General features: G+C 58.3%; 13 protein-coding genes and 10 pseudogenes. 5 read left to right on the forward strand and 18 right to left on the reverse strand.

Going from position 1 to position 26699, the window contains the following annotated elements:
* From AC0L2R_RS32680 to AC0L2R_RS32695, 4 genes and pseudogenes are all read right to left on the reverse strand, one after another.
* Positions 1-474 (reverse strand): aldo/keto reductase (locus AC0L2R_RS32680; protein ID WP_473513854.1); only part of this gene is annotated, 474 nt, incomplete at its 3' end.
* Positions 475-535: 61 nt separating this feature from the next.
* Positions 536-1321, reverse strand: coding sequence for an aspartate/glutamate racemase family protein (locus AC0L2R_RS32685; RefSeq protein ID WP_473513856.1), 786 nt, complete (start codon positions 1319-1321; stop codon positions 536-538).
* Between the two features lie 632 nt (positions 1322-1953).
* Positions 1954-2753: pseudogene (locus AC0L2R_RS32690) on the reverse strand (IS110 family transposase); the annotation flags it as partial.
* Between the two features lie 423 nt (positions 2754-3176).
* Positions 3177-4248 (reverse strand): annotated as a pseudogene (locus AC0L2R_RS32695) (IS110 family RNA-guided transposase); the annotation flags it as partial.
* A 53-nt stretch (positions 4249-4301) separates the two neighbouring features.
* Between AC0L2R_RS32695 and AC0L2R_RS32700 the strand changes: the two are divergent.
* A pseudogene (locus tag AC0L2R_RS32700) lies at positions 4302-4504 on the forward strand (IS110 family RNA-guided transposase); the annotation flags it as partial.
* 43 nt (positions 4505-4547) lie between these two features.
* Positions 4548-4811: pseudogene (locus AC0L2R_RS32705) on the forward strand (integrase core domain-containing protein); the annotation flags it as partial.
* Positions 4812-5073: 262 nt separating this feature from the next.
* Here AC0L2R_RS32705 and AC0L2R_RS32710 read toward each other — a convergent pair.
* From AC0L2R_RS32710 to AC0L2R_RS32745, 8 genes and pseudogenes are all read right to left on the reverse strand, one after another.
* Positions 5074-5366: pseudogene (locus tag AC0L2R_RS32710) on the reverse strand (transposase); the annotation flags it as partial.
* An 84-nt stretch (positions 5367-5450) separates the two neighbouring features.
* Entirely contained in the window at positions 5451-6194 is a 744-nt protein-coding gene (locus AC0L2R_RS32715; RefSeq protein ID WP_473513858.1) for a GntR family transcriptional regulator, read from the reverse strand.
* A gap of 392 nt (positions 6195-6586) precedes the next feature.
* A complete protein-coding gene (locus AC0L2R_RS32720) occupies positions 6587-8551 on the reverse strand; it encodes an HAD-IA family hydrolase (protein ID WP_473513860.1) in 1965 nt (654 codons plus the stop codon).
* Between the two features lie 326 nt (positions 8552-8877).
* Positions 8878-9918 carry a beta/alpha barrel domain-containing protein gene (locus AC0L2R_RS32725; protein WP_473513862.1) on the reverse strand — a complete coding sequence of 347 codons (1041 nt, stop codon included), beginning with the start codon at positions 9916-9918 and terminating at the stop codon, positions 8878-8880.
* A 46-nt stretch (positions 9919-9964) separates the two neighbouring features.
* On the reverse strand, positions 9965-10771 hold the full coding sequence (locus AC0L2R_RS32730; protein ID WP_473513864.1) for an SDR family NAD(P)-dependent oxidoreductase: 807 nt from the start codon (positions 10769-10771) through the stop codon (positions 9965-9967).
* 458 nt (positions 10772-11229) lie between these two features.
* Positions 11230-11994 carry an SDR family oxidoreductase gene (locus tag AC0L2R_RS32735; protein WP_473513866.1) on the reverse strand — a complete coding sequence of 255 codons (765 nt, stop codon included), beginning with the start codon at positions 11992-11994 and terminating at the stop codon, positions 11230-11232.
* A gap of 321 nt (positions 11995-12315) precedes the next feature.
* Entirely contained in the window at positions 12316-13479 is a 1164-nt protein-coding gene (locus tag AC0L2R_RS32740; protein WP_473513868.1) for an ATP-grasp domain-containing protein, read from the reverse strand.
* Between the two features lie 790 nt (positions 13480-14269).
* Positions 14270-15363 (reverse strand): annotated as a pseudogene (locus AC0L2R_RS32745) (IS110 family RNA-guided transposase); the annotation flags it as partial.
* A 175-nt stretch (positions 15364-15538) separates the two neighbouring features.
* Between AC0L2R_RS32745 and AC0L2R_RS32750 the strand changes: the two are divergent.
* Positions 15539-16624 (forward strand): annotated as a pseudogene (locus AC0L2R_RS32750) (IS630 family transposase).
* A gap of 221 nt (positions 16625-16845) precedes the next feature.
* Here AC0L2R_RS32750 and AC0L2R_RS32755 read toward each other — a convergent pair.
* From AC0L2R_RS32755 to AC0L2R_RS32780, 6 genes and pseudogenes are all read right to left on the reverse strand, one after another.
* Positions 16846-18008 (reverse strand): annotated as a pseudogene (locus tag AC0L2R_RS32755) (IS256 family transposase).
* Between the two features lie 394 nt (positions 18009-18402).
* Positions 18403-19043, reverse strand: a pseudogene (locus AC0L2R_RS32760) (IS630 family transposase).
* Positions 19040-19379 (reverse strand): annotated as a pseudogene (locus AC0L2R_RS32765) (MFS transporter); the annotation flags it as partial. The pseudogenes AC0L2R_RS32760 and AC0L2R_RS32765, both read right to left, overlap by 4 nt.
* Before the next feature lie 100 nt (positions 19380-19479).
* Positions 19480-20448 carry a GntR family transcriptional regulator gene (locus tag AC0L2R_RS32770; RefSeq protein WP_473513870.1) on the reverse strand — a complete coding sequence of 323 codons (969 nt, stop codon included), beginning with the start codon at positions 20446-20448 and terminating at the stop codon, positions 19480-19482.
* Positions 20449-20758: 310 nt separating this feature from the next.
* Complete coding sequence (locus tag AC0L2R_RS32775) at positions 20759-22237, reverse strand: aldehyde dehydrogenase (RefSeq protein ID WP_473513872.1); 1479 nt, start codon at positions 22235-22237, stop codon at positions 20759-20761.
* A gap of 26 nt (positions 22238-22263) precedes the next feature.
* Complete coding sequence (locus tag AC0L2R_RS32780) at positions 22264-23175, reverse strand: dihydrodipicolinate synthase family protein (protein ID WP_473513874.1); 912 nt, start codon at positions 23173-23175, stop codon at positions 22264-22266.
* A 940-nt stretch (positions 23176-24115) separates the two neighbouring features.
* Here AC0L2R_RS32780 and AC0L2R_RS32785 point away from each other — a divergent pair.
* Both AC0L2R_RS32785 and AC0L2R_RS32790 read left to right on the forward strand, forming a co-directional pair.
* The gene (locus AC0L2R_RS32785; RefSeq protein WP_473513876.1) at positions 24116-25345 is read left to right on the forward strand and encodes an NAD(P)/FAD-dependent oxidoreductase; all 1230 of its coding nucleotides are present in this window, start codon (positions 24116-24118) and stop codon (positions 25343-25345) included.
* A gap of 14 nt (positions 25346-25359) precedes the next feature.
* Complete coding sequence (locus AC0L2R_RS32790; protein WP_473513878.1) at positions 25360-26361, forward strand: 4-hydroxyproline epimerase; 1002 nt, start codon at positions 25360-25362, stop codon at positions 26359-26361.
* Positions 26362-26699: the final 338 nt, after the last annotated feature.

Here is a 26699-nt window from a genome sequence, read left to right on the forward strand (position 1 = left end):
GACCTTACCGCTGGCAACCAGATCGTCGAGCGCCCTGAGCGTCTCGTCGATCGGCGTTACCGCGTCGGTGCCGTGCAGCTGATAGAGATCGATATGGTCCAGTTGCAGCCGTTCGAGACTGCCGTCGACCGAATCTATGATGTGGCCGCGCGAGGAGCCGCGCTGGTTGGGGCCGTCGCCCATGGCGCCGTCCACCTTGGTGGCGATGATGACGTCCGAACGTTTGACGCCGAGGTCCCTAAGCGACTGGCCGAGCAGTTGCTCGGACTGACCGAAGCAGTAGACATCGGCGGTATCGAAGAAATTGATCCCGGCGGCCATCGAACGGCCGACGATCTCGTTGACGCCTTTCTGGTCGAGGCAGGCGATCAGGCGCCACCATTCATCGTCCTCGACGGCGGCGCCGAAAGTCAGGGTACCGAGGCAGAGTTCGGAGACGAACATGCCGGTATTGCCAAGCTGGTTATAGCGCATGCTGGACCTTTCCGGGGAGAAGGATTGTGACATGACGGAAAAAGGAGCGGGCCACGACGTTTCAAACGTGCCCATAGTGCTCGCGATGAACGACAACTGAAAAGGCGTGGTCGAGCAGCGTACTCCACGAGAAAATAGGCAACCTCACTTCGCGCTGCACACAGCGTGCGAACGGCTGAAGTCCTGTGCAAACGAAAATCAATGCGCACAGGTCGGCGTTCTTGGAGACGAAGTCCTTACACGCACTAACGAACTCGGCTTCGGCGCGTTCGAAACTGGCCGGGGGAACCGAAGACCACTTTTCTGCGCTCCACAAATTCTCGAATTCCGGGCAAGAATAGTCCTCGGATACTCCCATGAACGCAAGGTTTGACGCCGGATCGATTCCGACGCTGACGAGATGGTGCTCCGTCAGCCGCCGAGGGAAGGCACACACAATCCCAACGCGTCTCGTGCTCCCGAACAGCCGCTGCGCGAGAGGTACTTGCAAGAGGCTCGACATAAATACAGGCACCGATACTTCGGCCGCCACCTCTTTCTGGAAATACGCAAAGTGAGCGCATTCAGCAGCGATGGCTCGGCATCCCATACGTTCGAGCCGACGCGCGGCCTGCAGTATGGGCTCTACGCAAGCGGATTTATCCGACTGAATTACGAGCCGATCGAAATCGACACCTTCGACTACGTCATATTGGACGGGGAATGGATACGCACTTGCGTTCCGTACAGAGCCGGGAAAACCAGGGTATACCTCATCGAACAGCATGATCCCCAAACCCATGCCACATCCATATGTACTCGGTTGGGCGCGAATGACATCTATCCCAAAGTCGCGGTTTCCAGACATTTATATGACTCCCAAGCCGAGAATGTAATGGCCATCATGAGTAGAATTAGGACGCCGTTCGTCACCGGTTCTGGTGACAAGCGACAGTAGCTCTGAACTAAACTTTGTCGGCCCGTCCGACAGTTGAAACAGGCATAGATCATATTGCACGTTAGACTCGGTCGAGTGCTGCACTGGGGCGGAAGCCATAATCCATAAACACGTCATGTAGCGCATATTTCTCCATCAACGTGCGGATGAATTGAAGGGGCACTCTCACCCACGACAAGACCGTCGGCTAAACCTGTAGCTTTACGACAAGGAGCTTCAAGACTCGTGCCAACTGCAGAGAAGTATCCGTTGATAGAGTATTACGCCTGTTGTTCAATGGCTTGAATGTTGAAATATGACAGCGCGATCAAGTCACGCGGAACACGACCGTGTCTCAGACTCGACAAACCCGACAGTAAATGTCGGTCGCTGGCCCCATCAGTGCGCTTGGGGCTGAAGACAAAGACGTAGCCGCAATAGGATCGGCCGCAACAGCGGCCCCGGCCAGCGCAAATCTGGCCGTTTAAGTCGCGGCGGAAATCGACTAGCTGTGTCGCCTGCAATGACATCACCTCAACCGCAAGGGCAATCACTGCGCCACTCGCATCGCACCTGCGCTTCGATTCATTGCCTTTCCGGATCAGGCTGCGTGCCTCGTCAATGACCATCCGGAACATGCGAATGGCGGGGGCACCGAGCGGCAGCGGCCGTCCGATCGATGAGTGCGCCGTCTCGTAAATACGCATTAAAATCTGTGTTTTGCTGACCTTGTGACCGACGACATCCCACGCTGTTGTCACAAACCCCTCCTTCGTCAGCGCGGTGATGCTTGCTGGGGTCGGAAAGGCATGGAGGAAAGCGGAGAACAAATCGCTGCGGCTGTTCCCCCGGAAGCGATCGATCTCGGGAAAATAGAGCAACAGGATACGGTGCTGGATCTCGGTCTTGGCCCTGGCGATCGCTTCATGGGTCTTCGACAGCTCCTGCACGTCGTTGATGCCGGCGCGCAGCGGATCATGGTAGACTTGTGTGGCCTGGATCCTAAGCATGTCCAGCGTCACCTTTGCATCCTTTTGGAGTTCTTGTCCCAGCTGTTGTGCAACGCTTCTAGTGTTCGAGGCCGGTGCCAGCGACGACACCAGCCCCATCTCAAAACCCGCTTCATCCAGGGCGTCATGCTATCGGCCGATGATAGTTCCCGGTCGCCTACAAAGGCGCAGACCACAGGGCGGCCGTACGCTTGCAGCACCTCGATCAGATGGTCGTGCTCAGCACGGGTGTTGAGGACCAAAAGGCGACGCCGGCGGTTGTGGCCTGGTGCTTCGATCAGAACTTCAATGCGTTTGGCAATGTCGATCGCTACCAGCACCGCGGCGGCGGGTGTAGAATTCTGAAGTGGTATGATGCTCTCCGGAATGGGTTGTGAACATTCACATTCTATAAAAACTTCGACTGGCCATGGCCGCCTCGACAGCGGTGCGCGCCTGCAGCGAAAAGCTGCGCGCACCGCTCTCTCGGTCGCCGCCGCTCCTTCATTCCGTAGGTGCTACGGCAGCGAGTTCACGATGCCCGGCGCCGGCGGTTGGGCCGTGCCATTGATCAAGGAAGCCATCGCAAACGGCGAACGCTTCTGGCCCATGCCTTCGAATACGCCTGTGCTGTCCAAGAACGATATCGAACATCGAACCACAAAGCCAAAGCACCCCTGGACTACTGATGTGATCGACAAGAGCCTTTTTGATAAATCTGCGCTATTGTCCTGTCGCGCACGGACGACCGCGTGGCGAAGAGCAGGGTCCGAGGTGAGAGCCCTGCCGCGCAGCTTCTATCGTCGCACCTCGTTTGCGGCATCCGTGCGCGCCTTTCTCGGGCCTCGCGGGTTCCAACCGGCAACGAAGCGTGCATAGGCGCCCTCGGCCTGCTCCACCCAGCGGCGCTCTTCTTCCCGGTGCTCTTTATGTTGTGGGCTGCCCGCTCACTTTTGGCCGCGCACAGCCTTGCTCCCGGCCTTGAGTTCCACATCGCGCAGCTTCTTGGCATGTAGGGAGGGTCGAGCCCACGCGGAACTCTCGCCCTTCATCAACAGATGCCAGATCACGACAGAGAGTTTGCGTGCGGTTGCCCACGGCCGCGACATGCTGTCCGCGCCGGGCTCGCGCGCGCAGGAAGAAGGCTCGCAACGTCCGGGAGCACGAGCGGCCGCCCGGGCCGCCTCGACGAGCATGCCGCGCGCATGATCACGGCCCTGCTTGGTGATCCGCCCATGGTTGGCCGGACCTGGCCCGGACTGACGGACGCTTGGTTTCAACCCGAGATAGCTCACGAGCTTCTGCGGATCGTCGAAGCGCGACACGTTGCCGATCGCCGCCTTCATCGCCAGTGCGACGGTCATGTCGACGCCGGGAATGGTCATCAGCCGCTTCACGCCTTCATTCGCGAGAGCCGAGCGGGCAAGATCGCGTTCGATGACCTGGAGGTCTTCCCCCAATCAGTCGAACTCGCGGAGATGCCGATCGCTCGCGAGGCGCTCATCCTGCGGTACGACCTGCTCGCTCAACCATGACGGGCCTTTACTGCCGCACAGGTCGGCATGCGGGCAGGACGGGATCAGGTGGCTATGAAGGACCGACTGGATGACGTTCTTCAATCGAGATCTCTGTCGGACAATCTGATTGCGCCGTGTCACCTGTCGACGCAGAGCCTACGTCGGCTCATCCGGAAATCCAGACTTCCGGTAGGAAGCCGCTGGCATAGAGCTGCGCCAGAACGCTGGCATCGATCGTGTCCGTCTTGATCTTGGCATAGGCGATGATGCGCACCTGCTTGGGGTTTGCGATCACCACCTTCTCTCCCCTCGCGACTTTCCCGGATGCGCTGCGAGCGCGGATCAGTAGATGTCGTGTTGCCCGCCAGCTCCCGTCTTTGACCGAGCCAAGAAGGAAAAACGGGCATGCGCATCATCGGACTGGATATCCATCGCGCCTTCGCCGAGGCGGTAGCTTGGGAGGACGGCAGGCTCAGGCGACTGGGTCGTGTCGACATGCGGCGCGATCTGCTGGATGCCTTCGCCGCAAAGCTGTCGTTGGATGATGTCGTGGTGATCGAGGGACGGGCAACGCGTCCTCGGCCGCCGCGGTTGTCGCGCCGCATGTGAAGCCGTTCCAAAAAAACAGCAGGACGAAAAGGCACCACAGATCACATAGCGGATAACGGTCAGGTCGAGAGAATGAACCGGACCATCAAGGACGCAACCGTCAAGCGCTTCCATTACGACGATCCCGACCAACTGCGTCGGCATCTTGCCGCCTTCGTCGCGGCCCACAATTTTGGCCGCAGGCTGAAGATCCTCAAGGGCCTCACGCCCTACGAGTTCATCTGCAAGGCATGGGCTTCCCAGCCCGATCGCTTCACTCTCAATCCGCTCCAGCAAATGGCGGGACTTCTCTATTCGGCGATTTGAAGTCAATCTAAGCTGTTCATCACACCTAAGCTGTTCGTCACACCGATGTTGGTTGCCCTTCGCGAGGCCTTGCTTCTCTTCCGGATCGGCTCTTAAGCCCTACCAGCATGGGATCAGGAGAATGAAGGGAGCAATGTAAACCGCGGTCTGAGGTGCTGCCACGCCCGACCAGGGCACGCCCTTGCTTCACTTGTCGTCCCGCGAAGGACTCCACCGGAGGTGGAACCTTGTATCACGCCGACCCACAGCCTGGGTAGCTTAATCAGGCACGCGCGGTCGCGTCATCTCGGGTCCAGCGGAACTCCGTCCCATCGCTCCACATCCGATGCATGATGACGGCCATTCGCCGGGCCAGGGCAACGACAGCTTTGCGCAGACTGCCTCGCTTAGCGATGTTCGTCGCCCAAGTTTTCAGCCAGGACCACCTCTTCACACGGGGAGCATGACCTGTGCCGCCTCATAGAGCAACGTTCGCATCATCCCATCCCCGCAGAGGGAAACGCAGCCGACGCGCTTGCTCTCTCCAGGTTCCTTGAGCACCGGCGTCAATCCCAGAGTCCCTCAAGCTCTACCAAAGACCTTGCGCCATAGCCGATCCATAATTCGGCGATTAGGTCGACAAGCTTTAGTACGACCTCCTCAGGGGGCAATCGTCATTTGGGATGTAATGCTGCGTTCCATATATTCCAGGAAGTCCCCTTTGAACTGCCTCGCGTGCCCCTGGGCAAGGCGCTCGGCCTCGTCTGGATCTTGGACGCGGATGGCTTCGACCATTTCTCGGTGGTGCTGATTCAGGCGCTCTACGGTGGAGCCGATGCTCTTGAAGAGGAATTCACTATGGAAATAGAGCATCCGTCGCCCATCCTCTAAAATCCTCTTGTAGAATCCGGCAAAATACTGATTGCGTCCCGCCTGCGCGATCCTGTAGTGAAAATCGTAGTTGCCTTCGATCATATGCAACCAGTCGCCGGTATCGAAACTGAGCTTTGCTTTCTTCTCGAATGTCCGAAGTACAGCTTCAATTTCCTCCAATTCCTTCGGAGAGCGGCAAATGGCAGCAGACCGATGAGTAACGCGCTGCAGAAGATCCAGAGCATCCAGATATTCGGGCACGCTGCGGAAATCGAGAGGGGCTACAATGGTGCTGCGGTTTTGATGAGCAACGACCAATCCCTCGCTCGCGAGGCGCACCAGCGCCTCTCGAATAGGGGAGCGCGAAAGTTGGAAGCGTTTTCCCAACCCTACCTCATCCAGTGGCGTGCTGGGGGGAAGGGCCATGCTTAGAATGCCATGACGAAGCTCGGTATAGACCCGGGTACTTCCGGTTTCTCGCGGAAGCGCAGATTTCTGCGCCGATGCTGCTTTTCTTACGGGTATATTCATTCGTATCCGCGGTCCAGCTTAGCTTTCATCGGGCAGACCATCCGAGATGCCTTGGCTTCGCCTAACAGCCCATCTATGATGTTCGGCTTCCTACAATTAGTCAGACCGGTCAAGGTCGACAACCTGCAGACAGCTGTGCAACCTCGACTCCAGAGGAGGTTTTGACCGAAGAACCCGTAACGGCCCAAGGCGAGGCGGAAAGGGAGAGCCCAGCGCCCGCTTGCCAAAATCGGACAAGGCAGTGGTGAATTGCGACGCTCTGCGAGGCGTCGATTGACGTGAGCAGATCACAACCCCGGGCGGCGCGCCACGTTGGGCTGCAGATTGCTGGGGGAGTACGCAGATCAGGCTGTGCACCGCCTGTCGACGGCCGTGCAAGGCAGGATGCATAGTCACGATTCTTTCGTCAAGCTGCCTCGTTGAACCGCTGCCGCCAAGACGCGCGTTGTTGCTTCCGCGATTCTCGCGCCGAGCTGCTCAAACCTGATTTGTTGTGCTGGAATGCTTCGCCGATTGCGGGCGCGGAAACAAACCGCCGTCAAAATGTGATCGAGGTTCGTTGCGACATAATCGGCAGCGTCGTTCTCGTCTTGCCGCAACTCGCCGCAGCTGTTGAGGCCCGTGGTTAGGAGAAGTGCGTCGAGCCCTGCAGCCTTTGCGCCCTTGATGTCAGTATCAACCTGATCGCCGACCATCAAAAGACGGTTGGTACCGGCCCGAGCGATGCACTCTTCGAAAATGGCTCTTCCTGGCTTGCCTACAAACTCTACTGAGATCGGAGGAGCTCCGAAGGACGATAGCCCTGCCTGAAGCATTGGCCCTATTATTCCCGGTCCAAAGACGAGTGAGCCGTTCTTCCCAGGATAAATGATGTCCGCGTTTGCCGTTATCAAACGGGGCATCTCGCCCGCGTGGATTAGTCTACGGTGAAAAGTCGACAGAATGTTATCGGCAGCCCGTTTGAAATCGAAACCTTCGTCATCGAGGACTACGAGTGTATCGAATGTCAGGGCCGTATCGGCGCCATGAAGGTTTGGGTGCTTGCCGAAGATCTCATGCGCAGCGTGTGCACTACCCAAATACGAAACTAGCCGCCCGGCCGCCAGCTCTTCGAGTACGAGATGTCGCGCAACGCCTCCCGCAGACACAACACGGTCGACCGCCGGAATCGGAAGTCCCGCGCGGCGGAGCCGATCGAATATAGCCATCTCCGATCCACTGCTGATGTTCGTCACGATGTAGTATGGCTGACCGGACACATTAAGTCGGGTCAAGATATCAGCAGCGCCAGGCAGGGCATCATTTTGGCTGATCAGGACCCCCGTCGCGTCGAAAAGAATCCCGTCATAGCAATCTGCCAGGGTCTGAGGAGGTGGGTTTTCGAGGTCGGCGGTTTGAGGACAAGCCGACTCCGTCCTTGGCTGAACCGCGCGCGCCTGAGAGGGCGGAAAGTAGCCGTGACGCACGACCGTCGCTTCGGGTTGTATGCTGGCCTCACACGTCTCGCTATAAGCCCAGGCAAGCCATTCGCACAAAAGCGCCAAGTCATCCGCCTCGACGGTAGGCCCCGCCCATATCCGGAATCCTGGCGGCGCGTCACCGTAGCTCCAGATGTCAAACGCCGCTCCTTCGGCTTCGAGTAGACGGATCATCCTCGCAGCGATTTCAGCGACGTCCCCGCTCTCACCGGCAGCGAGCTGCTCTCGTACAAGCCGAAGAGTAATTGAACAGGTGGAGCGTGCTGCCGAATTGGTGCACGTCCAATCAATCCAAGGAGTAGAGTTCACCCAGTCTGCCAACACAGCATAGTTATTGGCAACCCTGTTCAGAAGCGCAGGTAGTCCGCCGCACGCTTCGGCCCAGTCGAGCGCAGAATGGATATCCTCGACAGCGAACATGCTGGGGGTCGAGATCGTCCGGCCGCTAAAGAACGCGTTGTTTACAGATCCGTCGGGGTTGTGCAGCCTCATCAGCCTGGGTATAGGCTTACGTCCGCCGGCTTTCAGCCGTGCCTGGGCTCGAGGCGAGAGCGCGATCATGCCGTGGCCGCCTTCGCCGCCAAGCGCCTTCTGCCACGACCAGCACAGAACATCGGTCCGGTCGAAGTCGATATGCCTCGTAAAAGCTGCCGACACGGCATCCGCGATCACAAGTCCGGCACGATCAGGAAGAATCCAGTCAAGGTCCGGCGGACAAACGCCGCTGCTGGTGCCGTTTAGCACCAGAACTATGTCGTGATTCGGGTCGACCCTGCTAGGGCTCGGAAAACTGCCGTAAGCACAAGCGTGCCGGCGTTGGGGGGCAAGCGCCAACCTATCGATCTCATTTGCCCAATACTGCGAGAAGCTGTCTGACAAGAATGTCTCGACTGGAAAAGGGCCGAGTAGATTGTGTAAGGCCATGCTGCAGGCCCCAGTGCCTGAACCGGGCACGATCCCGGACCACCAGCTACCTGGCAGTTCTAGCAAAGAAGACATGCGCCTAATAACCTCTTTCAGCCTTTCTGCTCCCTCGGAACTCCGATGACTTCGTCCAACATAGCGCAGCATAGTTGGGTGGACGCTCCAACCAGGATGTTTACGGCAAGGGCCTGATGAAAACCGCGGATCGGATGGGAGTACCGATGGTTTCACAGCCGAATTTCGTACAATCATGGCTTCCTCCACATTGGGAAAGGGCTGCCTCAACCGAGGTAACTGCGATCACGCATGTTCTGCGCAATCAGCTCCGAAAGTTTGTCGTCGGCAAAACTCACCCGTTCATCGGGGTGGAGGTCCGAAAGGCATTTGACAATTGCGGCATCAGACAAGGCGCCATCTTCCCGCAACTTTTGAACATACGAAGGATGGATTAAGTTTGAGCCGGCGAACTGATATGCCGCGCTGCTGCCCCAGCCATACCGTTTGCGAAGCGGATCGAAGTGACGCAGCACGTGCTCCAGCAGTGCCCGTTCCCCGAATGCATCGAGACGACCCAGAATCGGCAGGAGCTGCTCACTCGCCGTATTTCCGGCTCCACGGCCCATGCCGCTCATGGTGCAGTCTATCCACGTCGCTCCGGCCATTGCCGCTGCCACTGAATTGATCAGTGCGTAGCCGCGGTTGTCATGGCCGTGAAATCCGATCTCACTCTCAAGTCGATTGGCAAACCGACCTATGAACTCCTGAACGCGGCTCGGCTTCATAGAACCGAACGAATCCGCGATATAAACTACGTCGAGGCTGTCGATCTGCTCTAACTCCTTCAGGCAGATCTCAACTTCTGCAGTATCTGCTGCATCGATCTGCATGAGGTTCAAAAAAACGCGGAACCCCCTCTGCGACAACTCAGCCCAAATCTTCCGGCATGCCGCCAGTTTGCTGTAGAGCGCCGCGACGCGTATGGTCATGATCCGCCCTGGCAGTAGTCCCTCCGTCAGGCGGGCCACGGCAAGAGGTATAGGCAGTTCGCTCGCAAGCACATCCTTGGCATCGATCATCACGCATGCTTCGACAAGGAGATCAGCAGCTACCTCTTCAGCCTTAGAGCTCGTCATACTGGCGAAATATCCGCGGCTCTCAGGCTTTCCGGCGAGCCCCAGCTCGACCATCCGTACCGGAAGAGCGTTGATGGTAGCGACATAGTCGGAGACTAGTCCTGATGCAAAATCCCAACTCGTGTAGTAGCCACCGTCGCGCAGGGTGCAGTCTAGGAAGTTAACTGCATTCGGTACCGTGATTGACATTGTTCCGCTTCCTTCTAAGACCACCACAACGTTCGAACCATCCGGATCAGCTCGCGGCGTAGCCCCCGTCGACATAGATAATTTCGCCGGTTACGAACGATGCCGCTGGGCTCGCGAGAAAGATATAAGGCCCGAAATACTCGGACAAATTGCCCCGGCGTCGCATCGGAGTGAGTTCCATTGCGCGGCGCTGGTAAGGGGTGTCGAGGTTAGGATGCACCCCATCCATGAAATTGTTGATGAATCCAGGTGCGACGGCGTTTACACGTATGCCCTTATCGGCCCATTCTACCGCCATGGTGCGTGTCAGTTGATTGACGCCGCCTTTGGTTGCAGCATAGACAGCCAAGCCCGGTATCCCGAGTGAACCGGCGACCGAAGACGTCATGATGATGCTGCCGCTGCCTTGGTCGAGCATCGCTTTTGCGGAAAACTTGGCACAATAGTAGTACCCGCGCAGATTGATATCGACAATTTGGTCCCATTCCGGCTCTTCATAGGAATGCGCTGGCTTGATGATGTCTGTGCCCGCGTTGCAGACCATCACATCAATCCGTCCAAAACGGTCGACCGTGCCACTGATCAGTGACTTGCAATCCTCGTGCGACCGCACATCAGCGCGGATAGCCGCCACTTCGATTCCCTGGCCCGCAAGTTCGGCCTCTGCTCCAACCAGCTCTTCATCATTGTGCGAGGAAAGGACTACCTTCGCGCCCAATCGTCCGAAGCAGGCGGCGAGTGACTTCCCCAGACCGCGGCTCGAGCCTGAGATGCAGATTACCTTGCGATCAATTCCAAAGATCTCTTGGTATGCGTCTTTCCTAATTGCCGAATTGCGAGTTGTATCCTGCATGACATATTACCTACTCTTTAGACGATGTAGTGAAATCCTGCCGGTTGTTCAACAGGAAAGGTTAGATTAAGGCAAATCGCAAGAGAGATCTGTGTCCCCTGTATTGCGTAATAGCGCCTCATGCACTCTCATCCAGGCGCGCGTAGGGACTGAGATCAACTTCTCAGCATTATCCAAGGCACGCCGAAACTCAGGAGCTGCGTCGCCTCCCTCAGCTGCATCTGCTAGGTCCGGATTTATTTCATACCCATAACCCGGATTGAGCTGTGAGCGATCGGCTTTCACTGTCAGACAGAGCGTTAGCCGGCTTGCGGAACTATTTCACAGACTAAAGGACAAAGTGAGCTCCTGCTCAGGACGGTCGCGAATACAGGCGTGTGCGATTGAAGGACCAAGGTCGTTATCGCACTCTCTGCGTTGGCTTTGTTCATGCGATGGCTCCTAGCCCGACGAATTGTTCAGACGGTGGCACTCAGCCCGCCGTCGATGACGATCAGCTGGCCGCTGATATAGGCCGCGTGAACGCTGGCCAGGAATGCAGCAACTGCCGCGAATTCAGACGGATCGCCAAGGCGTCGGGCCGGAGTCCTGTCCTCGAGTGCACGAATGGCTTCGGCGTGGCTACCGTGGCGATTGACTTCGTGAATCGCGGTGCTGTGTGCTCCAGGAGCGAGCACGTTTACGGTGATGCTCTCCCCCGACAGTTCCTGTACGAGCGTGTGGCAGTAGGGCACTAGCCCTGCTCGCGCGACACCCGAGAGCGCGAAGTGCACTGGAGTCCGTACAATAGCCTCGGAAGCGAGCATCAATATTCGCCCCGCTGGCGAATGGCGCAGATATGGCATGGCCGCCGTGACTAGATTTATCGAAGGTAAAAGCACCCGGTCAAATGCGTCATCGAAATCCTTAGGCGTCATGGTGGAAGGCGGCCCGGCAGAAACTCCGCCGCAATTCGTCACCAAGATGTCGATACAGTGAAAACGCGCCGCTGTTTCGGCAACCCAAGCGGCTGCATCGGCGCAGTCAGTCACATCGGTCACGCGCGCCAGCACTTCGGCTCCCGTCTTGCGCAACCGATCCACTGCTCTTTCGAGCCGCCCCGGATCCCGCCCACAGATAGACACGCGGCAGCCTTCGTTGGCCAACTCCTCAGCTGTGGCCAAACCTAAGCCGCTGGAGGCGGCCGCGACCATTGCCACCTTGCCGTCAAGCCCTAGATCCATTTCTCACTCCACTGGACATCGCTACGCTCTTGGCACAGCTACAGAGAAAGGAGCATGTGCCGTGCCAAGCGAAAGGTCCTCTTAAAACAACATGATATGCGGGCTGACAAAACATCGGCTTTGCCTCCTATGTCGAATTCACTACATGTATGTCGTCATCATGCACGCCGATTATCGAGAGGTATTAGGCTGACACGCTTGACGGAGACGTCTCAGCGGCCGATCTTCTCCAGGTTTATGAAGCAGCGCCTTCCCCATGCCCCGGCCACGCCCTACTGATCTCGGCATCACCATGTGAGCCCGTAATCATACTTAGCCGCTTCAACTAACGCCTCCTAAGGGCGTGATGGACCAATTGATCAAGTCGACGGCGCGCTGAAGTATCGCCTCGGTGTGAGGGAGGCTGGATGAAGCCGCGATGACATGTCCCAAATAGTCTCTGTAGTCGCCTTTTCCAAAAATCGGCCTTGGAGTTTGACCGTAAAATTTGACCTCGACAACACCTGGTACAGCAGCGGCCTCACTGTCCCCACCGATCCAATCGAGCGTGCCACCGCGATCAGCAACGAGGATTCGTGCGGCCGCCGTCTGTGAATGCCTTTTGCGCAAATCCCATTCTTCGCCGATGGCAAGTTTGATATGCGCGGTGATGAGATCAACACCGTAAGCCAGGCGCACCAGTTGGGGAGCCGGCGAGCCATGAAGGCGCGGATTGACCTCAATGACGACTGGGCCACGTTTTGTCCACAGCATTTCAATGCCCGCTGGCCCCCAGCCCAGGCCGAGAGCGCGCAAACAGCTCAGCGAAATATCAGTTATACGCTCATGCTTATCCTCAGTCAGCGGTGCCGGATAAATGTCGTTGCCGGAGTGGACGATGCCAATCCCAATGACCTCATTCCCCATTGTATCGACCCAATAATGTGGGCCTTGAGCGAATTCTTCGACCAGGATCCTCGGCCCAGTCCGCCATGTGTGCTGCCCGCCCAAAAGATAGTTCGTATGTTCGGCCACCTCGCGGGCCGTGCGGCACAAACGGACACCGACGCTGCCGCTTCCCACCGCTGGCTTAACTATCACCGGCAGTCCGATCTCCGCGGCAGAATGCTCCACGTCCGCTGCATTGGCCGCCAACCGATAACCTGGTATCGGGACGCCTGAGGCCGCGAGAAGTTGACGCTGAGTGTACTTATCGCAGCATTGTTCAATTGCTTCCGGGTTCGGTCCCGGCAGTTCGAAATGACGGCAGAGCTTGCTGGCTGTCGCATAGAACGAATCCTCAGCACCTGTGATGCCAGCGATGTCATAGGTCGCTTGGAGCCGGGAACATTCGCGGATCAGCGCACCCAGATCGTCTGTATCAATGCGGATTGCCTCGACGTCTTTCGCTCCAAAATTGTCATAGCGACTTGGATTGTCAGAAAGGGTAATTGGCTGAAGGCCAAGACGCTGAGCAGCCTGGACGTAGAGCAAACCCGAGCCCATTATCGAGCCTCCAATTAGAATCAGCGCTCTTTCCATTGGCTGTGGGACCCTTCTGTGCGTGACGTGTGGCGGTCCGGAGAATTGTCGGCATCTTTGTAGCCGCGCTTGACCTCAGACCTTGCCCGGAGGCTACCATCGTCAACGATTTTCCGGTGTGACGAGTCTACGAATTTTATTTTCGAGTTTTGTTGCAACCGCTGCCGTTCACTCTTGCATGCGGCTTTACAAAGATCCCATGGGCGCCATGTCGGCCGCGCCTTGTGAGAGGTCGTCTCAACTCCTTCTCAAAGCGATCCATACATATGACTACACGACCCGCACATCATTCTGGCTACATGGCTGTTCCAACGACCGAGTTGGGGCCGCTTCTGTTCAAACCTTGATCGGACCCCTCACAGACCCTGAAGCACCATCCCGCCGTCAGAGAAACCTCTTTTATGGGTCCGTCTTTACCACAGGTTTTGTCACCGTTGATGGGGCAGCACGGGGACGGGATGGGCCTTGAGACGACGGTTGATCAAGCTCTTATCCGCAGGTTGGTTACCGCACTTCCGTAATTCGTCTTGGGCTTTCCCTGTCTAGGTTCGGGCGTTGGGCCCATGGGGCCCAGCCACATAGGGTCCGACGGGAATTCCCACCGTGGCCACATCCCGTCTCCGTGCTGCCCGGTTTTCCGCCGGGAGATCCGGCGCGGGTAGCCTTCAATCCGGCGGCGCCCGGGCCGGGGGGCGCTTGTCAGGATCCTGATCTTCGATGAAGAAGCGCACTGCATTTCAGTGACCGGTTCGATCTGGTGGCCGATGGCCCATAGGAACGCCGCCATCTCGCGCGCGATCGCCGCAACGACGATGGGTTTCTTCTTGCCAGCGGCCATCAGGCGCTGGTAGCGGGCGCAAAGCCGAGTCTGCGCCTTCCAAGCGATCTCGCGCACCGCCTTCGGCAGTCCCTCGCGCCGGACGCGAATGGGCTCCGTCACCCGGGCCGGATAGCGATAGCTCCAGGCACCTTCGATCAGGACGCGTCGCGCGCGGCGGTTGCCGGCAAGCGTCAGGCCGCCACGCTTCACCGCCTCGCCGGTTGACCGCTCCGACGGCACCAGGCCCAGAAAGGCCATCAGCTGCCGCGGAGTGTCGAACCGGCGTACATCGCCGACTTCGCTGACGAAAGTGACGGCGACGATGAAGGAGACACCGCGCAGCGCCTGGTAGGCCACCACCACCGGCGCCATCGACCAGTTCGGCGCCAGCTCGGCCAGTTGCGCATCCAGCCGCTCCAGCCGGTCCTGCGCATCGGTGATCACGTCGATAAGGTCCTGGAACACGATCTGCTGGGCCGGATGGTCGAACTTCTGCGCCGCCAGCCAGCGGGCGTGGGCCCGGGTCCAGTTCTTGCGACCGGTAAAGACCCGGCCATGGCGCAGCAGGAATGAGAGCAGCTGCTGGCGCTTCTTGCGCAGATCCTCGCTCGCCGCAGAGCGTGCCCGCACCATATCGCTCACCGCCTCATGCACCGCGTCGGGAACCCAGATTCCCTTCAGTTCTCCGGCTCGCAAAAGCCGTGCCAGGGAGACCGCATCGCGCCGGTTCGTCTTGACGCGCTCGCCCGGCCGCTTGGGGATCAGCGAGGGCGCAACGACATCGCAGCGGTGGCCGAGCTCGACGATCTGGCGATAAAGCCCGTAACCGGTCGGACCGGCCTCGTAGCAGAAGTGCAGGCGAGGATGCTTTTTTCCAGCTTGCGCACGAACCGCTCCACCGCCGCCGGCGTCGACTCGATCTCGCCGAAATAGCGGACCTCCCCATCGCGGCCCCCCTCGGCAATCGCAATCGCATGCTTGGCTTTCGACACATCGACACCGACGTAAAAAACGCTATCTTCTGTCATGGCCCGTCCTTCCTTTGCTTGGGATAGGCTCGGCACCCCCGAGCAACCCCCGTTTGCTTTACAGCTGCAAAGACTAAGGGCGGGCCGCCGCTCAGACCACGGTCATAACGTCTAGTCATCTGGAACTGCAGTAAGCCTCATTGTATGGTACGCTCGGAGCGATGTGTAGGACACGATGGCAAACGCAACGGGCCGTCCTGCGGCCGCCTTGGTTCTGAGCTCAGTCGTGCGGGAGTATCTGGAGCGGCAGCTCCGGCGTCGGCGTTTAGCGCTTCGATGTCGGAGCGGTGCCGGATCATTCTTCGATGCGCTGACGGTGTTCCCAGCAAGGTCGCGGCAGCCGAGTTGGGCGTCCACGAACACACGGTCGGCAAATGGCGACGACGTTTCCATCAAAGATCGCGTCGAGCGGCTGCTGGACGAGGCCCGCCCCAGCAGTCCCCGGACCATCGACCATGATCAGATCGCGTCCGTGATCGAGCGGACGCTACGCTCGGAGGCTGATGATGCGACCCATTGGTCAATCCGCTCGATGGGGCACTGCGACTGGCTTCTTCCATACAACGATCCGCCGGAAATGGACTGCCTTCGGGCTGCAGCCGCATCGCTCGGAGACGTTCAAGCCGTCGAGCGATCCACTGTTCGTCGACAACGTCGCGACATCGTCGGGCTATACCTGTCACCGCCCAACAGGGCACTGGTTTTGAGCGTAGACGAGAAGAGCCAGATCCAGGCACTCGATCGGGAGCAACCGGTCCTGCCGATGATGTCGGGCATGCCGGAGCGCCGGACCCATAGCTATATCCGACACGGCACCACCTCGCTGTTCGCGGCGCTCGATGTGGCGTCCGGCTTTTGTGATTGGCAAATGCTATAAGCGGCACAGGGACTTGCTCAAGGAGATCGGCGCCAACGTGCCGCCCGATCTCGATGTCCCACATCATCATGGATAGTTATCCACCCACAAAACCGCGCCGGTCAGATCAGGGCTGGCGCGCCGGCCGCACTACCATGTCCACTTCACGCCCACACCGCCATCCTGGATCAATCAGGTCGAACGCTGGTTCGCTGAACTGACCCGAAAGCAGCTGCGACGCGGCGTGCACACTTAACCAGCCAGCTCGAGGCCGGTCGCACCTTCATCAAGTGCCACAATGAGAACCCAAAGCCCTATCGATGGACCAAGTCTGCGGACGAAATTCTCTCGTCCGTCAGGCGTTTCTGTCAGAACGCCGAACAGACATTATGTGGCGAACTTTAGATTCATATGACTAGCACTACTTTGGCAGTTGAGGTTTGAAGGCGTCTGCGAGCAGCTTCTCACAGTGAGGACATCGCGGGGTGGCGGCCGCGTGAAGAGGTCGAGAATGGGGTAGTGTGCTGAGAGTTCTGCAAAAATGGCGTGGCATTCAGCGGTGATGTTGGCGTATCCGCCGCGCAGCCCCCGTGTTTAGCGGAGCGGCGGACATGGCGGGCCGCGTCTCAGGCGGCCAGTGCCCTCAGGTTCTCCTTCTTGTGCTCACGCAGATGATCCATGTTGAGGTAGCGGGTCGCCTCGAGCCAGTTCTCGTGGATCTCCACCGCCAATGCCCGAACCAGCCGCAAACAGCTCTGCGGGTTGGGAAAGATGCGAACGACCAGGGTGCGCCGCTTGATCTCCTGGTTTAGCCGCTCCAGCATGTTCGTCGACTTCATGTGCTTGTGATGCGGCAGCGGCAGCCGGTAGAAGCTCAGCGTCTCCTCGATGTTGTTCTCCACCCAATCCACCAGCTTCGGGTATTTGGCCTGCCATTTGGCGATCCACTGCGCCAGGTCGCGCTTGACCTCGGCGAGGTCGCGCCGGTCATAGAACCATCTGAGCTCCATCAGGCAGTCGTCGTCGACCTTGCGCGGCACATAGTCGAGCGCGTTTCTGAGGAAGTGCACGTAACAGCGCTGCCAGACTGCCTCAGGCAGGACTTCCCGGATCGCTGCCCTGAGCCCCGGATGGTCGTCGGAGACGACGAACTCCACGCCGGCAAGCCCGCGCTGCTTGAGCCCTGCCACGAACGCGCGCCAGCTCGAATGGCTTTCACGGTTGGCCAGCTCCACGCCCAGCACCTGGCGCCGGCCCTCCCAGTCGACGCCGATCGCCACCAGCACCGCCTGGCTGGCGATCACGCCGGCGTCGCGCGCCCGCTCATAGCGCGCATCCAGAATGAGGTACGGGTAAGGTCGGCAAGCCGCTGCTCCTCAAAGAACGCCTTCAGCGCTTCATCCAGCCGCACCGCGCCTCGCTCACCGTGGCCGCACAGCTCCTCGGTGATCGCCTTGACCTTGCGCGTCGACACGCCTTGCACGTACATCTCGACCAGCGCCGACACCAGTGCCTTCTCCGAGTCGCTGATAACGCTCAAACAACTCCGTCGAGAATCGGCCGGCCCGATCCTGCGGAACGCGAAGTTCCAGGACCCCGACCCGCGTCACAAGCTTGCGGTCGTAATAGCCGGACCGGTAGCCAACCCGCTCCGCGTCCGCTCGCCTTTCTCGGCCCCGATCGCCTCCGTCATCTCGGCTTCCAAAGCCTCCTGCACGACAGTCTGCAAAACTCTGCGGAAGCCGTCCTCATCCGACAACAGCAACGCTTTCAACTCGCCTCGGCTCAGTCTAACTTCTCGCCTTTTTTGATCTCTGTTGAAATTGTCTTCTGAAATCGACACGGCCCGCACAGAAACCCAAGAGCTCTCGAAAGTCGTCAGGAAATTGGAAACTTGGGTGGCTAACCAGTGCGCCTCGATCGGCTCACCGATCATTCAATCATTGCCACATTTTTGAAAGCGGAAACTACTTCCGCCTCAAAAAACAGCGCGCACACGTAATTAAAGCACGAAGGAGCAAAGCAGATCCTCGAGCAGGTCTCGCGGGACTGAAATTCCCTTTTTCTCAAAGGTCGCATCCGCGAATTTCATTCGACGCTGTGTCGTACGAATTGAGGTGCGTTTCCTTCGGCTTACCTTCTGTTCGTTCGCTTGCGAATCGCATCGCTCTAGCATGTCCTGTTTAATCCGGTTCATATCCTGCGGCTTTGAAGTAGTGGCACATTCGGCTGGGGTGAAGAGGTCGACGACCGCGCCGACCGCGTTCCACAGAGCCTTGATGGTTCTCTCGGCCTTGCTCGCAGCAGCGCCTTGAGTTTGACGAACGCGTTCTCAATCGGGATTGAAGTCGGGACTGTATGGCGGCAGGTAGAGCAGGCTCGCGCCTGCGGCCCCAATCGCGTCGCGCACGCCGGCGGCCTTGTGGACGGGCAGGTTGTCCATGACGACTACGTCGCCCTCCGACAATGTCGGGACCAGCACCTGCTCGACATAGGCCAGGAACACGTTGCCGTTCATAGCGCCGTCGTAGACGAAGGGCGCAGTCATGCCCGTCAGCCGCAGGCTCCGGTGAAGGTCGTGATCTTTCCAGTGGCCATGCAGCGCGCCGGCCCGGTAGCGCTCGCCGCGCGGCGCTCTTCCACGCAGGCGAGCCATCTTTGTGGAGAAGTCGGTCTCGTCGATGAACACGAGCTTCGTCGGATCGAGACGAGCTGGCCGTCGAACCACTCCCGGCGCCGCTTCAGGATGTCGGGGCGATCCTGCTCCAGTGCGTGCGCGGACTTTTTTGATGTCCAGCCGTTGCCGCGAAACCAGGCGAACCACGGGCTAACAAACCCCAACCCGACAGAAACCGCCAGCGTCGCCGAACCCAAAGCAATCAAACAGTGGCCGGCGAGCATCACGCCGCGTCGACTAAAGCTGTCGGCAACGGCACCTGCGAGGATGGATAGAAAGAATGCCGGCAGTGTGGACGAAGCCTGCACCAGCGCAACCATCCGATCGGAGGCCGAGATCGTTGCTATTAGCCAACTGATAGCCGTCGTCTGCCAGCCAGCCGAGGCTTGAAATTTGCGTAGCCGACCAGATCGCCCGAAAAGCGCGGCTCTGCAGAGGAGCCAGTGTCGTCGATACACCCGAATACGAATCCTCACGCTGCATAATTTATCCCTATTCAACTTGGTCGTCCCCTCTCGTTACGTTATAGCGTTTTCACAACTTACGCTATCGAACAGGTGACAGATTGCGACACTGCTCTGTGTTAGGTAACAACTCTCATTTTTGAGGTGATGCTTCGCTCCATATATTCCAGGAAGTCACCCTTGAATTGGTTGGCATGTTCATGGGCGAGATGCTCGGCCTCGTCGGCATTTTGGGCGCGAATCGCTTCGACGATTTCCAGGTGATGCTGGTTCACCTTTTCGACAGTGGAACCGGCGCTTTCAAAAAGAAATTGACTATGGAAATAGAGCATCCGTCGACCCTCTTCCAAAATGCGCTTATAAAATCCGGCGAAGTATTGATTGCGACCAGCCTGTGCGATCCGGAGATGAAAATCGTAATTGCCTTCGATCAGCGGCAACCAGTCGCGAGTTTCGAAACTAAGCTTTGCTTTCTCTTCGAATGCCCGGAGCTTAGCTTCGATCTCCTCTACATCTCGCTCAGAACGACAAATCGCCGCCGATCGATGGGTAGCGCGCTGCAGAAGATCGAGAGCATCCAGGTATTCTGGCACACTGCGAACGTCGAGCGGTGCAACGATTGTGCTTTGGTTCTGATTCATGACGACCAGCCCCTCGCCGGCCAGGCGAACCAGAGCCTCACGAATAGGCGAGCGCGAGAGTTGAAAGCGAATTCCAAGCCCCACCTCGTCGAGTGGGGCGCTTGGAGCCAGCGCCATACATAGAATCTCGTGACGAAGTTTGCTGTAGACCCGCGCGCTTCCGGTTTCGCGAGGAGTTTTTTTCTCCTTCCGCAGTACGGCCGTTTTTCCTGGCATAAATGTCTTTAAACCTCGCTCCATATTAAAGCTACCTTGTCCGCAACATGACGAGCGGCGTCGCCCAACGGCTCTCAATATGGTCGACCACCCATCTTCAATTAGTTCGATCGACAATATGCCTACAGTACAACAGGACGGTCGACGAATGCCAGCGGGCTTCTTTGGATGAAGCAAATAAGTAGCGGCTCTTGCCGGGATGCAATCACGAATCGGCAGCCATGTGTCCATTGATAAGGCATCCCGGTTTGAATGCCCTTCCCTCGCCTCGAAATTCGGCCCCAACCATAGTGCCTGACAGACCGTTGAGGGCATTTCGAACTGCGCTCTAGAAAAGTCGTTCGCCAATCGCGCGTTGAACTCTATGATCGATGGTGATCGGCTTTCGCGCTGGATTGGCGCCTAGGGTGACGGAGGCGGCTGCTCCGCCGCCGCTGTCTCTGCAAATGCCAGCAGTTCCTTGACCTCGCCGTGCGCCTTGATCGACCCGGCCGGTCCGCAATCGCCCCGTTACGAGCCACCAACGACTACGCGCTTGCGGCTACCGGAGCTGCATCCAGATGGATTTGGTTTCAGTGTATTGGTCATGAGCGGCAAGGCCCTTTTCCTTTCCACCGAAGCCGGATTCCTTGTAGCCGCCGAACGGGACCGCGAAGTCGCCTTCCGAATAGCAGTTGACTGAAACGGTGCCGGCACGGATCGACCGCGCGATCAAATGCGCCCGATTGAGATCGTTCGTATAGAGCGACGCCGCCAGACCGTAATTGGTGTCGTTCGCGATGCGTACGGCTTCGGCGTCGTCACGGACGCTGATGACCGACAGGACAGGGCCGAATATCTCTTCGCGCGCAATCACCATGTCGTTTGTCACGCCTTCGAAGATGGTCGGCTCTATGAAGTAACCGCCGGTCCCCTTCAATACCTGGTTGCCGCCGAGCGCCAGCTTCGCGCCCTCGGATTGGCCCTTCTCGATATATGAGAGGACCTTCTGCATATGCGGCTCCTCGATTATGGCGCCGATCTTCGTAGCGGAATCCAGCGGATCTCCGACCTTCCAGGTCTTGACGGTTTCATTAAGTTTCGCGAGTAGAGGTTCGCGGATTTTCTCGGAGACGATCAGGCGCGTGCCTGCAGAGCAGTTTTCTCCTTGGCAGAACAGGAAGCCAGCAGCAATCTGTTCGACCACCGGGTCAAAGTCTGTCACGTCATCAAGGACAATCGCCGGGCTCTTTCCGCCGCATTCCAGGACAATGCGCTTCATGTTTGAATCGGCGGCATACTTGAGGAAGTAGCGGCCGATCTCGCCGGATCCCGTGAAACTGATGCAGTCGACATCCTTATGCAAGCCGAGCGCACGTCCCGCGGTCGGCCCCATACCAGGCACGACATTAAACACGCCCTCAGGGAGCCCAGCTTCGGCAGCGATGGCCGCAAGGCGCAACATCGAAAGTGAGGTCAGCTCAGCAGGCTTGATAACGATGGAGTTTCCGGTGGCGAGCGCTGGCGCAATCTTAAACATCGCGACGAATAGCGGAAAATTCCATGGCAGAACCGCGCCGACGACCCCGACCGGCTCGCGCACGATCATGGAGACGACATCGACGGGGGCAGGCGACATCTGATCGTAGAGCTTATCGGTGGCTTCTGCGTGCCAACGCAGCATTTCAATACTGTCTGGAAGATCGACGTTGCGGGAATCCGCTAAGGGCTTTCCGCAGTCGAGCGTTTCGATGAGCGCGAGTTCATCGATGTTCTTCTCGATTAGGTCCGCGAACCGCAACAATGTCTTTTTGCGGTCCCGAGGTGATTGGCGCGACCACGATCCACCTTCAAACGATGTGCGGGCGGCGGCGACGGCTTTGTTGATGTCGGCCTCGTCGCCAGAAGAAACGTGCGCAAGTACCTGGCCGGTCGCAGGGTTGAACGTTGCAAACGTTTCGCCGCGTTCCGTGCTACGATAGTCGCCGTTAATAAACGGGCGGGTCTCGAAGGTCGCGGGGAATTTGATATTGACGGTCATCTCATATCCTCGACAGGTTGTGTACTTCACTTCACCCAGGATGCGATGTTCTGCGACTTGAGGTCTTCGTGAAGCTTGCGGAATTCGGAGCGCTCGGCGTCGGACAGGCCGATCAGCGGCGCCCGGACATCGCCAATCGGAACGCCAGCGAGCGACGCGCCGTATTTGACGTATTGATTGTACTTGCCGCCATTTTCGAGCAAGTAGATCAAAGGCATCATTGCCTTCATCAGCTTGCGCCCCAGCAGGAAGTCTTCCTTTTCGACGCATACCTTGTATAGGGCGACGTGCTCTGCCGGCAGGAAGTTGGACGCGCCGGCGATCCAGGAGCGCGAGCCCCACAGGAATTGGTCCAGCACCTGGTCGTCGAAGCCGCAGACGCGTTGCAGCTCGGGATAGAGAACCATGTGCTGGTAATAGCGGGAGATTGAACCGCTCGATTCTTTGATTGCGAAGATCTTCTCGTTATTGAGGACGCCGTCGAGGAACTCCTTGTCCATGTCCACGCCGGTGCGGGCGGGGAAATTGTAGAGGATGATCGGCAGCGACGTGCTCTTGGCGATGCTGCAGAAATGCGCAATGAGTTCCGACTTGCCCGGCAGCGAGTAAGGCGGGGCGGCGAGCAACTGCGCGCTGTACCCCAAGCCTTCGGCGAACTTAGAGACTTCAACCGTCTCTTCCGGCCGCATGCTGTTGGCGCCGACATACAGTGGAACGCCCCCCTGCACGACCTCGGCCACCCGCGTCAGGACGGCTTTTCGCTCCTCCAATGTCTGGGAGTAGTATTCGCCGGTCGAGCCGCCGGGGATGAGGCCATGCACGCCGTTGGTGATGAGAAAGTCAACAAGCTTGTCCAGGGCCTTCAGGTCAAGACGGCCGCTATTATCATAGGGAGTTGCGAGAGCGGTGAGAATGCCGCTCAGTTGAGGTATCGCCATTTAAATCTCCATCCAAAATACAAAGACCCACATCGGGATTCTGCTCCTGCTTAAATGTCGACATATTGTCGCTAGACCTATTTGTCAATGAATTATCGGTAACTCCGAGCATCACACAGTGCGAGACTTTGAAGCCCTCTGCCCCTGAATGCGGGACTATTCACCGGCAACGATGCTGGGGCAGTCGTGCGCACCACGACGTGTGACGTCCTCTAAAGGCGCGCGAACAGGTCCACGTAGGCGCGCGACATCGATGATGTCCGATGGCACGAAGCTTCCTGCTCGCCGAGGCATGCCTCTGTCCGCTTGACTGTCGACATAATGTCGTTGCAGGTTAGAGCCCGCCGTGGGAGGCAGAGGGTCGCGAGAAAGTAACTTGATTTTGGCGCGCGCTCGGTTGGATGGGCTCGAAAGGGAGGACTTCAAATGACCGATATCGAGACAAGGGTGACTCGGCAGTTCGCAAGGCTCCTCAAGATGATACCCATGGGAAGCCACATAGGGGTGTATGGTCTCATCGCGAAACCGCGTCACACCGGATTTTCCTCGGCATCCTCGGGCAGCCACATGCGAGCCGCAAGCGTGCCGTCGGACACAGGGAAGTCTTCACGAAGACCTGGGATCGCACCATTCCGCGCCTGCTCGTCTGAACCACGTTGTGGGTGCCGTCGCCTCCAAGGGCGGCGGCACTGCATTGGTGCCATGAGATTGGACCACCGGAGCGTCCATGTGCGCCAACTGTGTTGCGCTTACCACAACAAGGTAGCGACTTCGATGGTTGCGTCGCAAGAGGTTGAATTTACAGCGCCTACGGAGACGCATTTATGAGGTTCGCCAAACGCCCCGCTCCAGACAACCCGAAGACTGCCGGGATTACCGCCCGCAGCTTGCTTGCAGAAGTCAACCGTAGCATTTCGACGAACGAGACGCGGAGCGAGCCATGAGCCACATCGTCGTCGTTGTCGGGGCAGGCATTGTTGGCCTGAGTACCGCTCGAGCACTGCTCGCAGACGGTCGTTCTGTTACCGTCGTTGATCGGGACCCACCGGGAGATAAGGCCTCATTCGGGAATGCCGGTGCACTTGGCGTCACCGAAATCGTACCGGCCAGTGTGCCGGGATTGATTTGGAAAGTACCGGGTTGGCTGTTCGACCCGCTTGGATCGCTCTCTGTCCGTCCCGCCCATTTTCCGAAACTCGCACCCTGGCTTCTGCGTTTCATGCGCAGTGGTTCGAAAAGTGAGATGCTTCGTATCACGAAAGCGCTGGCAGCATTACATGCTACAATCTACGATGACTATCTCCCCCTCCTCGACGAGCTAAAGCTCCGGCACGAATTGCACCAGGTCGGAGCTCTTTGGGTTTACGAAACCGAGGCTGCCTTCGCTGCAGACGCCGCAGATCGAGATCTGCGTCGAAGCTTCGGCCTGGTTTTTGAGGAGCTAGACGGCGACGAGGCGCGCAGGCTGGAGCCGGCGCTTGGCAAAGTTGTCGTGAAAGCGGTGATGACGCCACAGTGGTCGCATTTCAATGATCCAAAGAGGGTCGTTGATCGTCTGCGCGAATTGGTGGTCAACAGAGGCGCTAGGCTAGTGAGCGGTGAGGCTCTTGCGATCGAAGGCAAGAAGCTTCGTGTGTCCGGAGGAAAAGACATCAACTTCGACCAACTGGTGATTGCGGCTGGTGCATGGTCGGCGCGTCTCGCCAAGACCATAGGCGACCGGGTGTTGCTTGAAAGCGAACGCGGCTACAACATCACGATACCAAACTCTGGCGTGACGCTTTCCCGCGAGGTCATTTTCGCAGAGCGCAAGTTCGTTGCTACGCCGATGGATATGGGATTGCGAATCGGCGGCGCCGCCGAATTCGCGGGGCTAAAGACGCCCCCCAATTATCGTCGAAGTGACGCGTTGGCAAAACTGGCGAAGATTTACCTCCCGGATCTTATATCAAGAGAGGGCACACGATGGATGGGGCATCGTCCAACGACTCCCGACACACTTCCGGTGATCGGATTCTCGCCGCGCCGCAACGACGTCATCCACGCCTATGGTCACAGTCATTGTGGTCTAACGCTTGGGCCGACGACCGGTCGGCTGGTCGCGGACATGGTTGCCGAAAGAACGGCAACAATCGATCTTACACCCTTTTCCGTCAACCGGTTTTCCTGATCTGGAGGATAATTATGAATCCCCATACCTTCCTATGCATCGATGCCCATACATGTGGCAGCCCCGTTCGCGTTGTTGCCGGCGGAGCTCCAATACTGCCCAACGTCAGCATGGCTGAAAAGCGCCAGATATTCCTGCGCGACCATGACTGGGTGCGTCAGACGTTGATGTTCGAGCCTCGCGGCCATGACGTCATGTCGGGCTCCATTCTCTATCCCCCGTCACGTGCGGATTGCGATATCGGTGTGCTGTTCATCGAGGTTTCCGGTTGCCTTCCCATGTGCGGCCACGGCACCATCGGTACGGTGACTGCCGCCCTCGAGCAGGGTTTAGTCTTACCGAAAACCGAAGGGCGGCTGGCGCTTGAGGTTCCCGCCGGTCGCGTCGAGGTGGAGTTCACACGAAACGGTCGTTTCATCGACGAGGTCCGCATCTACAATGTGCCGGCCTACCTTCATGCGACTGACGCGAAAATCGATGTTCCAGGCATTGGAGAGCTTGTTGTAGATGTCTCCTACGGCGGCAACTTCTACGCCATCGTGGAACCTCAGAAGAACTGGACGGGTCTCGACAACATGTCGGCCGGCGATATCCTCAAGATTAGTCCGATCGTCCGCAAGTTGGCACAGGATGCCGTGCGGCCGGTGCATCCAGAGGACGATCGAATTTCTGGGGTGAGCCATGTTATGTGGGCTGATAATGCCAAGCACCCGGAAGCAAATGCACGTAATGCCGTGTTTTTCGGTGAACACGGGATCGACCGCTCGCCCTGCGGCACCGGCACCTCGTCACGGATGGCACAGCGCGTTGCAAAGGGTTTGCTGAACGTCGGCGAAACGTTTGTTCACGAGTCTATCATCGGCACGCTATTCCATGGCCGCGTGGAGGGTGTGGCGGAAGTTGCTGGATGTCAGGCCATTCTTCCGAGCATCGGCGGATGGGCGCGTGTCACAGGCTACAATACCATTCTCGTCGACGAGCGCGACCCGCTCGCCTTCGGATTCCAACTAAAGTAAGCAGTTGTGCTGCATCGTCGCCCCGCCGAATTCAATGGCCTATCAGCCGCATCGCTCGCGCCCCTCTATGTCCTCAATGCTGAGGGGCATTGACCGGGCACAGTTGTTGAAACGATCCTCTCGAACCCCATGAGAGGGCAAGCCCGACGATCAGTGAGAGTTGGGCGAGATCGGAGGATCGTTTTCATGCTGCTCTTGGGCCAAATCGCCGCCGCATGACAGCTGAATCGACCAACGATCGCTAGTCGGCTGTGAAGAAGGTCGATTTCGCTGACGGCGGTTGCGATCAGGGCCGGAAAGACGGGGCTGGCAAATGGGCGCCCGCCGGTTGGATCGTC

It is taken from the genome of Mesorhizobium sp. WSM4820 (genome assembly GCF_055811075.1).